The organism is Gordonia neofelifaecis NRRL B-59395 (genome assembly GCF_000192435.1).
Taxonomy (GTDB): Bacteria; Actinomycetota; Actinomycetes; order Mycobacteriales; family Mycobacteriaceae; genus Gordonia; species Gordonia neofelifaecis.
On the sequence record NZ_AEUD01000004.1, the window covers coordinates 99764 to 111736 of the forward strand.

The 11973-nt window shown below is 70.1% G+C and carries 10 protein-coding genes and 1 pseudogene; 5 read left to right on the forward strand and 6 right to left on the reverse strand.

Translation table 11 applies throughout. The features are described from left to right. Nucleotides 1–2 precede the first annotated feature (2 nt). Nucleotides 3–731 carry a lysophospholipid acyltransferase family protein gene (locus SCNU_RS06265; RefSeq protein ID WP_009678510.1) on the forward strand — a complete coding sequence of 243 codons (729 nt, stop codon included), beginning with the start codon at nucleotides 3–5 and terminating at the stop codon, nucleotides 729–731. Between the two features lie 46 nt (nucleotides 732–777). Here the strand turns inward: SCNU_RS06265 and SCNU_RS06270 are convergent, their stop codons facing one another. Beyond that, nucleotides 778–2181 (reverse strand): glycosyltransferase 87 family protein, encoded by a 1404-nt coding sequence (locus tag SCNU_RS06270; RefSeq protein ID WP_009678511.1) that lies wholly within the window; start codon nucleotides 2179–2181, stop codon nucleotides 778–780. Nucleotides 2182–2222: 41 nt separating this feature from the next. Here SCNU_RS06270 and SCNU_RS06275 point away from each other — a divergent pair, with 41 nt between their 5' ends. Further along, nucleotides 2223–2711: a polyadenylate-specific 3'-exoribonuclease AS gene (locus SCNU_RS06275; protein ID WP_009678512.1), complete on the forward strand. Its 489-nt coding sequence runs from the start codon at nucleotides 2223–2225 to the stop codon at nucleotides 2709–2711. 58 nt (nucleotides 2712–2769) lie between these two features. Beyond that, nucleotides 2770–4164, forward strand: a complete 1395-nt coding sequence (locus SCNU_RS06280; protein WP_040517827.1) for a class II 3-deoxy-7-phosphoheptulonate synthase — start codon at nucleotides 2770–2772, stop codon at nucleotides 4162–4164. Between the two features lie 15 nt (nucleotides 4165–4179). Here the strand turns inward: SCNU_RS06280 and SCNU_RS06285 are convergent, their stop codons facing one another. After that, nucleotides 4180–5400 carry a protein kinase domain-containing protein gene (locus tag SCNU_RS06285; protein ID WP_009678514.1) on the reverse strand — a complete coding sequence of 407 codons (1221 nt, stop codon included), beginning with the start codon at nucleotides 5398–5400 and terminating at the stop codon, nucleotides 4180–4182. A gap of 70 nt (nucleotides 5401–5470) precedes the next feature. Between SCNU_RS06285 and SCNU_RS06290 the strand changes: the two genes are divergently transcribed. Then, nucleotides 5471–5836: an Rv2175c family DNA-binding protein gene (locus SCNU_RS06290; protein ID WP_009678515.1), complete on the forward strand. Its 366-nt coding sequence runs from the start codon at nucleotides 5471–5473 to the stop codon at nucleotides 5834–5836. A 28-nt stretch (nucleotides 5837–5864) separates the two neighbouring features. Here SCNU_RS06290 and SCNU_RS06295 read toward each other — a convergent pair whose 3' ends face one another. From SCNU_RS06295 to SCNU_RS06310, 4 genes and pseudogenes are all read right to left on the reverse strand, one after another. Continuing rightward, on the reverse strand, nucleotides 5865–6782 hold the full coding sequence (locus SCNU_RS06295) for a phytoene/squalene synthase family protein (RefSeq protein ID WP_050792770.1): 918 nt from the start codon (nucleotides 6780–6782) through the stop codon (nucleotides 5865–5867). 38 nt (nucleotides 6783–6820) lie between these two features. Further along, nucleotides 6821–8269 (reverse strand): annotated as a pseudogene (mptB, locus tag SCNU_RS20155) (polyprenol phosphomannose-dependent alpha 1,6 mannosyltransferase MptB); the annotation flags it as partial. Continuing rightward, nucleotides 8266–9825 (reverse strand): phytoene desaturase family protein, encoded by a 1560-nt coding sequence (gene crtI / locus SCNU_RS06305; RefSeq protein ID WP_009678519.1) that lies wholly within the window; start codon nucleotides 9823–9825, stop codon nucleotides 8266–8268. The gene crtI and the pseudogene mptB, both read right to left, overlap by 4 nt. After that, entirely contained in the window at nucleotides 9789–10871 is a 1083-nt protein-coding gene (locus SCNU_RS06310; RefSeq protein WP_009678520.1) for a polyprenyl synthetase family protein, read from the reverse strand. The genes crtI and SCNU_RS06310 overlap by 37 nt, the downstream gene beginning before the upstream one ends. A 114-nt stretch (nucleotides 10872–10985) precedes the next feature. Between SCNU_RS06310 and SCNU_RS06315 the strand changes: the two genes are divergently transcribed. Continuing rightward, nucleotides 10986–11969: a methylenetetrahydrofolate reductase gene (locus SCNU_RS06315; protein ID WP_050792775.1), complete on the forward strand. Its 984-nt coding sequence runs from the start codon at nucleotides 10986–10988 to the stop codon at nucleotides 11967–11969. Nucleotides 11970–11973: the final 4 nt, after the last annotated feature.

The window sequence follows — 11973 nt, forward strand, 5'->3', positions numbered from 1 at the left end:
CCATGTGGTACTACCTTTTCAAATACATCTTCATGGGTCCGGCGCTACGCCTGATGGGACGCCCGCGCGTGGAGGGCCTGGAGAACATTCCGAAGGACGGCCCCGCGCTCATCGCGTCCAATCACATGGCCGTCGTCGACAGCTTCTACCTTCCGCTGATGGTGCCGCGCCGGATCTTCTTCCTGGCCAAGAGCGAGTACTTCACGGAGAAGGGCGTCAAGGGCCGGTTCAAGAAGTGGTTCTTCAGCACCTCCGGTCAGATCCCGATCGACCGGTCCGGTGCCAGCGCCGCCGCCGGTGCGCTGCTCGCGGGCAAGCGAGTCCTCGAGGACGGACGGCTGCTGTGCCTGTACCCGGAGGGCACCCGGTCGCCGGACGGCCGCCTCTACAAGGGGAAGACCGGACTGGCCCGGATGGCGCTGGAGACCGGCACCCCGGTGATCCCGATCGCGATGGTCGGCACCGACAAGATCAACCCGCCCGGCACGGTGCTGCCCCGGCCGACGCGCATCGTGGTTCGTGTCGGCGAGCCGCTCGACTTCTCCCGGTACGAGGGGATGGCGGGTAATCGTTTCATCGAGCGCGCCGTCACCGACGAGATCATGTATGCGCTCATGCGTCTCGGCGGCCAGCAGTACGTCGACGTCTACGCCGCCAGTCTGAAGAACGGCGGCGGGACCGCGAAGCAGGCGCCGGCGGAGCCCGCGACCGAGTCCGACGACGCCGCCTGAGCGGCGCGGGCATCCACCAGTTCCGACCGGCGCCCGCCGACGATCGCTATGCGGTCGCGGCGGGGGCCGGCGGACAGAGCATCGCCTGACGACGGCGGCAGGCGGGCGCCGTCGTCTGCGCGGGCCGTGCTCGCCCGGCGCGGTACGGAAGCCGCCACAGCGCGATCAGAAGTGCGACGCCCCACAGCGTGAACGCATTGCCGACGATGTGCTGCCACGCCGACCAGCCGTGCTCGATCGGCGGCAGCAGCTGGAACGGTCCGATCGCGAAGATCACCGCGCCGATGCCGGCGAGCGCGAGGTAGGTGATCCGGTACCGGCGGCGCTTCACGCGGGCGCCGATCGCCAGACACAGCAGTAGTGCCGGGATGCACCACACCCAATGGTGTGCCCAGGTGGTCGGCGACACCAGCAGGCCCCAGACCGCCACCGCGCAGGTCACCGCCAGGGCGTCGACGCGGCCGGTCATCGGACCGGGGGCGAACGCGGTGGTCGGACGGGCGGCCAGCACGGCGAGCAGCGCCAGCGCCGTCGCGGCGACACTGGAGACGATCCACGCGAGTTCGGCGGAACCGCCGTTGTCCCCGAACACACGCAACCAGGCGGCGTTCAGATTCTGATTGATCCGGCCCTCCGGCTGTCCGATGCGTGCGGTGTGGAACAGCGTGTCGGTCCAGTACGTGCGCGAGTCGGCGGGCATCCAGATCCAGCCGATGGCGGCGGCGCCGACGAAGGCGGCCAGTCCGGTCACGACGGCGCGGAGCCTGCCCGCGACCAGGAAGACGCCGAGGAACACCAGCGGCGTGAGCTTGACCGCCGAGGCGATGCCGATCAGCACGCCCTGCGCATGACGTCGGCCGGCACGATGCAGGACGAAGACGTCGACCATGATCATCGCCATCAGCACGACGTTGATCTGACCGAAGCCGAGCGTCATCCAGAACGGGTTGAACCAGATCGTCGCCACCGAGAGCGCGGTGGCGAGCCACCAGCGGTTGGCCCGCGCACCGATGTCCAGCACGGCCAAGGAGAGCTTCGTCACGTACACGAGGAGGGCGGCGGTCACCAGTGAGATGCCGATGCTGGCGACAGACAGCGGAATCGCGCCCAGCGGAGTGAACAGCAGCGCGGCGAACGGCGGGTAGGTGAACGGCAGCCAGATGCCGTCGGTGGTGAACGGCATGGAGCCGTCGGCGTAGAGGCTGAATCCCTGGTGCCAGATCTGTCCGCCGATGCGGTACACGTCCATGTCGAACCTGGTACGCGTGCCGAAGCTCGAGGTGAACGGCACACCGAAGATCTGCAGGATCGCCGAGACCGCGAAGGCGGCCACGATTGCGGACTTCGCGGCGGGCGTCGGCCGCCAGCGAGTGAGGCGTGCGGCGAGACGGTCGGCGGCGTCGTCTCCGGTCGCCTCGTGGAGCTGCGTCTGACCGCTGCGGGTGGACATGACAGTCAGTATTCCTTGCCCGCCGTGGATAATCAGAACCCGTGCGCTACTTCTACGACACCGAGTTCATCGAAGACGGAACCACCATCGAGTTGGTGTCGATCGGCGTGGTCGGTGAGGACGGCCGCGAGTTCTACGCGGTGTCCACCGAGTTCGACCCTTCGCGGGCCGGCGACTGGGTTCGGACCAACGTGCTCGACAAGCTTCCGTCCCCGGCCGACAAGGCGTGGCGCAGCCGACGGGCGATTCGCGAGAGCCTCTTCGACTTCCTCACCGAGCCGGGCGACGGCGTCGAGCTGTGGGCGTGGGTCGGCGCTTACGACCACGTGGTGGTGTGCCAGCTGTGGGGATCGATGACCGAGCTCCCGCGGGAGATGCCGCGATTCACCCGAGAGCTCCGGCAGCACTGGGAGGCCGCAGGGAAGCCGGAACTGCCCGCCGCACCGCGGAATGCGCACGACGCGCTCGCCGACGCCCGTCACAATCTCGTCAAGTGGCGCGCAATCGAGGAGGCCGCGCGGCCGTCGTAGGGCCACGGTGATGGAGGCAACCGCTCCGGCGATTCCGTCGCCGCGATAGGCTGGTGCGGTGGTGAACTGGACCGTAGACGTGCCGATCGACGAGCTTCCCGAGCTTCCGCCCCTGCCGGGCCGGCTGGCCGAACAATTCGAGGACATGCTGGCGCGTCCGGCGCTGCAGCAGCCGAGCTGGCCCGCCGACGAGGCGCACAAGATGCGGACCGTCCTGGAGAGCGTTCCGCCGATCTGCATGCCCTCCGAGGTCGAGGCGCTGGCCGATCAGCTCGCCGAGGTGGCCAACGGTCGGGCCTTCATGCTGCAGGGCGGCGACTGCGCCGAGACCTTCGCCGCCAACACCGAACCGCACATCAAGGGCAACATCCGGACCCTCCTGCAGATGGCGGTCGTGCTGACCTACGGCGCCAGCCTGCCCGTGGTCAAGGTGGCCCGTATCGCGGGCCAGTACGCTAAGCCGCGCTCCGCCGACACCGACGCGCTCGGCCTGCTGTCGTACCGCGGTGACATGGTCAACGCTCTGGAGGCGAATGACGCTGCGCGCGTGCATGATCCGTCGCGCCTGGTCCGCGCCTACGCGAATGCGGCGGCGGCGATGAACCTGGTGCGGTCGCTCACCGGCTCGGACGCCCGTCTCGCCCACGTGCACAACTGGAACCGCGAGTTCGTCCGCACGTCGCCCGCCGGCGCCCGGTACGAGGCGCTGGCCGCCGAGATCGATCGGGGACTGCGGTTCATGGACGCCTGCGGCGTCACCGACTCCAGCCTCGAATCGGCGTCGATCTTCGCCTCGCACGAGGCACTGGTGATGGACTACGAGCGGGCGATGCTGCGGCTCGCCGACAATCCGCGCGGCGACGGCGAGCAGACGCTCTACGATCTGTCGGCGCATTTCCTGTGGATCGGCGAGCGCACCCGTCAGCTCGACGGCGCGCACATCGCGCTCGCGAAGATGATCAGCAATCCGATCGGCGTCAAGATCGGTCCCACCACCACGCCGGAACTGGCGGTCGAGTACGTCGAGGCGCTCGACCCCGACAATCGGCCCGGCCGACTGACCCTCGTCTCGCGGATGGGCAACGGCAAGGTCCGCGAGGTGCTGCCCGCGATCGTTCAGGCCGTCGAGGCCACCGGACACAAGGTGATCTGGCAGTGCGATCCGATGCACGGCAACACTCACACGGCGTCGACCGGCTTCAAGACCCGTCACTTCGACCGCGTGGTCGACGAGGTGCAGGGCTTCTTCGAGGTCCATCGCGCGCTGGGCAGTCATCCCGGCGGCATCCACATCGAACTGACCGGCGAGGACGTGACGGAGTGCCTCGGCGGCGCCCAGGACATCTCCGACCTCGACCTCGAGGGTCGGTACGAGACCGCGTGCGACCCGCGCCTGAACACTCAGCAGTCGCTGGAGTTGGCCTTCCTCGTCGCGGAGATGCTGCGCGGCTGAGCGCACCCGCCGACGTCAGGCGAGTGCGCCTCCGACGACCCAGCCGACAGCACCCACGGCGACGGCGATGAGGACGACGATCGTCAGCCAGGTGAAGGCCAGGGCACGACCGCGCGAGGTCGCGGCCGGGTCCGCTTCGTGGGTCACGTCGAGCTCGTCCTCGGGCGACCAGTCGTCGTTCCACGGGATGTCGCTCGGCTCGTCGCGCGGCACCGCGCCGTCGTCCCACTCGTCGTCGGCCGGCGGCAGGGGATCGGGGTCGTAGGCGGTGACCGGCCGCGGAGTCTGCTGCGGCGGTCCCGCCGGCGTCGCCTGCTCGCGGACCGGCCGGGAGATCGCCGAGGTGACGCGCGCCGACGCCTGGCTCGGTGCGGGGACCGTGAAGGCGGGCAGGTCGAGCTCGTCGGCGGCGTCGAGCAGTGCGTGCTGCATGTCGAAGCCGTCGCGGAACCGGTCGGCGCGGCTGCGCTCGGTCGCGCGCAGCACGATCTCGTCGATCTGTGGTGGGACGCCTTCGATCAGATCGCCGGGCGCGGGGACGTCGTACGACAGCCGCTGATAGGCGAGGGCCAGCGGAGTTGATCCGCTGAACGGCTGCCTGCCGGTGAGCAGCTCGAACAGCATCACGCCCGCCGAGTACACGTCGCTGCGCGCATCGATGTCCGTGGAGTTGACCTGCTCCGGCGACAGATACGCCGCGGTGCCGAGAATCACGCTGGCCGAGGTGACGCCGGCCTCCGCGACGGCGCGTACGAGACCGAAGTCGGCCACTTTGATGTCGCCGGTGTCGGACACGAGGACGTTCTCGGGCTTCACGTCCCGATGCACCAGCCCGGCGCGGTGCGCGGTGCCGAGCCCACCGAGCATCGGGATGGCGACCGACGCGACCGCGTGCGGCGGCATCGGTCCGCGCTCGCGCAGCAGTTCGCGCAGGCTGCCTCCGCGGACGAGTTCCATGACGAGGAAGGCGATCTCGCCGTCGATGCTCTGGTCGTACACGGCGACCAGCCCGGGATGGCTGAGCCCGGCGACGGCGCGCGCCTCGAACTCGAAGCGGCGCAGGAACAACGGATCGCCGACGTACCGGGCGTCCATCACCTTGACGGCGACTCGGCGGCCGAGGCGCAGATCGGTGCCGACGTACACCGACGACATCCCGCCGCGCGCGATCGGCGCGTCGATCCGGTATCTCCGCTCCAGCACTCGGCCGAGAAGCGGGTCGCCTGGGGTGGTCACGATGTTCGAATCTACCGCTTGGGGCGGGCATCCTCGCATACGCCGCGCAGGGCACCGGTAGGCTTTCCCCGTGGGTTCTCTTCCGCTTTCGATCGACATCCTGCCCGACGACGTTCCCGTTCTGGAGCTCGACCAGGCCGCCAAGCGGCTCGGCGTCTCCGGTAACCGTCTCCGGACGCTCATCCGTGATCACAACCTGCTAGCCGCCTCCCGCGGCGGGGTGCCGGTGATCCCGGAGGCGTTCTTCGGCGACGACGGGCTCGCGAAGCACTTCGAAGGACTGGTGCGGATTCTGCTGGACGGGGGCTACACGCGTGACGAGGCGATGGGCTGGCTGTTCGAGGAGCAGCCCGACCTCGGGCTCCGCCCGGCCGACGCACTGCACACCCACTCGGCCCGCGAAGTGATCAGACGGGCACAGGCTCAGGCCTTCTGAGTCGGCCTTCGACTCCGGCGGTCCTCGGCTACAGCTGCGGCCGACCGGTCATCGATACGACCGCGTGCCCGATGCGGCGCCGGAGCGGTACCACTGCCCGCCCGCCGAACACCTCGTAGTCGCGTTGCTCGATCTCGGTCAGGATCGCGCTGTACGAACGCGCGGCGGCGCAGATCGCCGGACGCGTCCGTGGCGGCAGCGCGGTGATCGCCGGAATCGTTCGGCGGTACTGGTCGCGATTGACCGCGACGACGTGTGCGATCGCGCGGCGCAGTCGTGGTCCGGTGCTGCCTGCCGCCGCGTCGGCGAACAGGTTCTCCTCGTCGACACCGAACGCCGCGAGATGGTCGAGCGGCAGGTAGACGCGGTCTCGCGCGAGATCTTCGGCGACGTCGCGCAGGAAGTTCGTGAGCTGGAACGCCTCGCCGAGCAGCGCCGCACCTGCGGCGATCTCGTCGTCGTCCGGATCCGCGCCGAGGATCGGGACCAGTTGGAGTCCGATGACGGCGGCCGACCCGTAGACGTAATCGGCCAGCTCGGCGAGGTCGGCGTACCTGTTGCGGAACATCGGATGACCGGGCAGATCCATGCGCATCGACCGGCCGAAGGCGTCGAAGGTCGCCGGCGGGATGCCGAATCGCCGGATCGCGTCGGCCAGGGCCGCCAGCATGTCGGCCTCGTCAGGGTTCGACGAGGCGTCCGAGACGCCCGCTGATGCCGCTCGCAGCCCGGATTCGAGGGCGTCGAGCCGCGCGCCCTGGACCGACGGGTCGCCCGGCTCGTCCACGGCGTCGTCCGCCGTGCGGGCGTAGCCGTACAGTGCGAACACCGCGCGACGACCGTCCGCGGGCAGCAGCCGGGACGCCAGGTAGTAGGTGCGTCCGGCGCGGCGGGGGGCGGGCTGCGGAGTCGAAGCCTCCACGATTCGGCATGCCTGAGCGTCCATGCAGAGGAGCCATGGACGAGCAACGACCCGAAGCTGCGAAGCTTCAGCGGATCGCGCCTGCGGAGCGAGACGGCGGCGAGCACGGCGAACGCCAGTGCCATGAGGGTCTCGAGCGGCTTGTAGAACAGGATCGAATCGTCCGGCTGGAACACGATCAGATAGAACGTGCTCACGCCGACGACCACCTGCCGCACCCACATCGGCAGCGTGAACGCGACGGCGATGCACGCCACCCAGGTGTAGTACCAGGGGAGAGTGGACGGCTCCAACAGCAGCAGGGCCAGCATCGCCCACGCCATTCCGGCCGTCGCCGAGCGCTCGTCGTGCCGCGACCGCCACCACAGGTACACCAGGATCAGGGCGAGCGCGATGCTGCCGATGGCGCGGGTCACCACCAGCACGGCCTGCAGGTTCAGGGTCGCGAACGGCGCCGCCGCGTACGTCACGATGTGGCCGATGAAGACCGGAATCGTGAACGGGTTGATGATGCGCGAGGCGTACGACAGTCCGTTCATCCAGCCGACGCCCAACCCGAGGACGACGGTGAAGAAGCCGAACACGACCGCGGGGATCGCGCCGGTGGCCGCGAAAACGCCGACGCGGTCGCGCCAGGTGATCGTCGGTCCCTCACGATCGGGGTCGGCGGTACGTGCGGTGCGCAGGTGGTCGAGCCAGATCCACATCACGAACGGGATGGCGATGCCCGCGGTGATCTTCACCGAGATGGCCAGGCCGAGCACTGAGAGCCCGGCGACATGCCGGCCGCCGAGAGCCAGCGCCACGCCGGCGGCGAGGAAGCCCATCATCAGCAGTTCCAAGTGGGGTCCGCCGATGAGGTGGATGAGGAGCATCGGATTCAGCAGGACCAGCCACAGGCCGACCCGGCGGCTCGCACCGAAGTGCGCGGCGATCCGGGGGACGGCCCACATCGTCAGCAGCAGCCCGGGCAGCAGGGCGATCCGGATCAGGAAGATGCCCGCGAAGACGTTGTCGCCGGTGATCCCGACGATGCCGCGCAGCAGCAGCATGAAGCCGGGGCTGTACGGCGAGGTGGTCGGGGCCCAGATCTGCGCCATCGAGTCGACGATCGGACCCGGGTGGTGGGCCGGTCCGTCGGTGTACGGGTCGAAGCCGTGCATCAGCACCGAGGCCTGTCCCAGATAGGCGTAGACGTCACGGCTGAACGTGGGGACCGCGAACATCAGCGGCGCCGTCCAGGCGCCGATGGTCGCCATCGTCGCGCGCAGGCTCATCCGTTCGGGATCGCGGCCGATGCGCACCCAGGCGACCACCATCAGCGCGATGCCGGTCCAGAAGGCGAAGCCGGACAGCGTCTTGCCGTGACCGTAGGTCATCGGTGCGAGGCCGAGGTCGGCCAGCGTGGAGTCGTTACGCGGGACGTCCGAGAGGCCATAGCTGCCGGCGACGACGAACAGGGCACCGAGGAAGCCCAGGCAGGCGTCGGGATAGCGCTTCAGGAAGTTCACGGGCGGGCGCTCCGTCCGCGAAGGTGGTCGTCGACCCGAGCGGCGGCGAGGCCGCCGGAGATCACCACCGGCGGAATGCCGACTCCGGGGACGGTGGCACTGCCCGCCAGCACGAGATTCGGCGCGCCGGCCCACACGTTCGGCGTCCGCAGGGGGCCGGTCTGCGCGAGAGTGTGCGCGGCGGAGAAGGGGGTGCCCGCGGGCAGACCGTCGCGGCGCCAGCTGAGCGGATGGTCGATCCGCAGCACCCTCATCGCCGACAGGCCCGCGTATCCCCTCGATTCGAGGGTGCCGAGGAACTCGGCGACGTAGGGCTCCGCAAGGACGTCCCACGGCAGATCGGCGGACACCAGGTTCGGTGTCGGCGCGAGCACCGACACCGACTCCTGCCCGTTCCCGATGAAGGTCTCGGGGTCGGTGACCGCAGATCGGGTCAGCAGGAAGGAGCCGTCGCCCATCAGCCTGCCGCGTCGCCCGGTGATGTCGGCGAAGGTCTGTGTCCAGGCCGCGCCGAAGTCGAGGGTGTGATGGCCGGACCGCCAGCGGGCGGTCGTGCCCTCGGGCAGCAGCCCGTGCACGACGACGGCGCTCGGCGAGTAACGGAGCCGCCGTCTGCGGCGGTCGTCGCGCAACAGTCCGGCGACCGCGTCGCGCTCGAGGGTCGCGATCACGGCGGCCGCGGGCCATCGCCGGTCGCCCGCGGTGACGCCGGACGCCGTGCCGTCGGACCGCCGCAGGATCCGGTCGACGCGGGCACCGTACTCGATGCGGACCCCGGCCTCGGTGAGCGCGTCCGCGAGAACTCGGCCGACACGGCCCATGCCGCCCGCCGGTGCGGTGAGTCCGCGGCCGATGTCCATGTCCGGGATGATCGCGTAGATCGCCCGCGCCCGGTGCGGCGGAACGCCCGCGTAGAGCGCCTGGAAGGTGAAGGCCCGCTGAACCCGCGGGTCGGCGACGAACCGGCTGACAGCGCCGGTGAGGCCGCCGAGGGCGCCCAGTCGGACGAGTTCGGCGGCCGCGCGGCGGGTGGCCGGTCCGGTCAGGTCCGATAGCCCGCCGTAGTTGCGATCGATGAACACGTCGAACTCGGCGTCGTGAACGCGGCGCAGCCAGGCCAGCAGGTCGCGGGTCCCGGAGCCGGCGTCGGTGCCGAAGACCTCGGCCACGGCGGCGGGGATCGCTGCGGCGTCGCGGGGGATGGCGAGCGACGACCCGTCGGCGTAGTTCATGACGTAGCTGGGATCGACCGGCCGGAGCGCGAGACGGTCGTGCGCCGCGGACCGGGCGACGCCGACGGCCGCGAGCGCGTCGACGATCAGCTCGGGCATCGTCAGCACCGTCGCGCCGGTGTCGAAGCGATGACCGTCGATGGTCTCGGTCCGCACCAGACCGCCCGGCGAATCGGTGGCTTCGAGCACCGTCACCTCGTGGCCCGCGGCGCGCAGGTGCGCCGCCGCGGTCAGTCCGGACAGTCCGGCTCCGATGACGACGACGTGGGAATCGGCGGCCACCGGCGTCACCGGGCCCGATGCGTGATTCGGCGGGCCAGCCACGTCAGGTCCGCGCGGGCGTCGTCGTCGACGTCGAGCGCGACGATGCCGTCGAGCGCCGCCTGAAGACGATCGTCGATCTGTCGCTCGATCTCGGCGAGCGCGCCCGATCCGGTGAGGACGGCGCGCGCCGCAGTCAGCTCGGCATCGGAGAGGTCGCGGCCGACACTGTTGCGCAGTACCTCGCCGTCCGTGCGGGAGGCGCGTTGCAGACCCTCGGCGAGCAGCGCCGTGCGCTTGCCCTCGATGAGGTCGTCGCCGGACGGCTTGCCGGTCTGCTCGGGATCGCCGAAGACGCCGAGCACGTCGTCGCGGAGCTGGAAGGCGATGCCGAGATCGAGGCCGATCCGGTGCAGCGAGCCGGACAGCGCGGCGTCCGCGCCCGACAGTGCGGCGCCGAGCTGCAGCGGTCGTGCGACGGTGTACGCGGCGGTCTTGTACTCCATCACTCGGTAGGCGGCGGTGACGGACTCGTCGCGCGAAGACTCGTTGGTGATGTCCAGCAGCTGACCGCCGAGCACCTCGGTCCGCATCCGGGACCACAGGACGCCGACCGAGCGGGGGAGCGGCCGGGGATCGGCCCAGCCGTCGGTCGCCGGACCGATGCCGTGCACCAGGTCGTCGGCCCAGGCGAGGGCCAGGTCGCCGAGCAGGATCGCGGCCGAGACACCGTAGTGCGCGGAGTCGCCGGTGAGACGCCGGCCGGCGTGCAGGCCCTCGAAGCGACGGTGCACGGTCGGGTTGCCCCGACGGGTGTCGGAGCGGTCGAGGATGTCGTCGTGGATGAGCGCGCAGGCCTGGATCAGCTCGATCGCGGCACCGACGCGCAGTGCCATGGTGTCGTCGCCCGCGGTGTCCGGACCGCAGCGCCAGCCCGCATAGACGAACGACGGCCGTACCCGCTTGCCGCCGGCGAGGACGAAGTCGGCGAGGACGTCACCGGCTTCGGCGACCGCCGGATAGATGGCGTCGAGCGCCGGTCGGCCGGAGTCGAAGAACGTCGTGAGGACCTCGTCGACCGCGGCGGGCACGTGCGCAATGTTGACCACGGTTCGCAAGATTACCGGGCGCCGCCGACGCGACGGGCCCGCGCTGGAGAGCCGGTGACCCGGCACACACCCTCGCCGTCTGTGTGTGGGGAGCCCACCGACGGTGTCCGTATGATGACTCAGGTGACCGATCCCATCAGTACCGACTCCGACGTCCGCGCACGCGCAGGGCAGTCGGTCGTCGAGCGTCTGGCCGACCCGCACTCCGGGCCCGTGCCGTTCTCCGTCGAGTTCTTTCCGCCTCGCGATGCGGGCGAGGAGGCCCGTCTGTGGCGCGCGGTGCGGATCTTCGAACGAATGAACCCGGCCTTCGTGTCGATGACGTACGGCGCCGGTGGTTCGACGCGTGACCGGACGGTCCGGATCGCAGGCGAACTGGCCACGGAGACCACGCTGCTGACGGTGGCGCACCTGACGGCCGTCAACCACAGCATCGACGAGTTGCGCGGCCTGGTCGGCGCGTATGCCGACAAGGGCATCGTCAATCTGCTCGCGCTGCGCGGCGACCCGCCGGGGGATCCGCTGGGCGAGTGGGTGAAGCATCCGGAGGGTGTCGCGTACGCCGAGGAACTGGTGCGCCTGATCGGCGAACTCGGCGACTTCCATACCGGGGTCGCCTCCTTCCCGGAGGGCCACCATCGGGCTCCGAACCTCGCCGCCGACACCGGAAACCTCGTCCGCAAGCTGCGAGCGGGCGCCGACTACTCGGTCACCCAGATGTTCTTCGACGTCGAGGACTTCCTCCGGTTGCGAGATCGCATCGTGGCCGCCGATCCGGAACAGGGCGCCAAGCCGCTGATCCCGGGGCTGATGCCGATCACGTCCCTCGCGTCGGCGCGGCGGATGACCGAGCTGTCGGGCAGCACCATCCCGGCCGTCGTCGAGGAGCGGCTGTCGAAGGCCGCGGGCGACGGGCCCGAAGAGAATCGGGCTCAGGTGCGCGCGGTCGGCATCGATCTGTGCACCGAGATGGCCGAGCGGCTGATCTCCGAGGGCGTTCCCTGCCTGCACTTCTGCAGCCTCAACTTCGCGAAGGCGACCAGCGAGGTGCTCGAGCGGATCGGCATCGACACCCGCGGTGCCCTGGCGGGCGTGTAGCTCT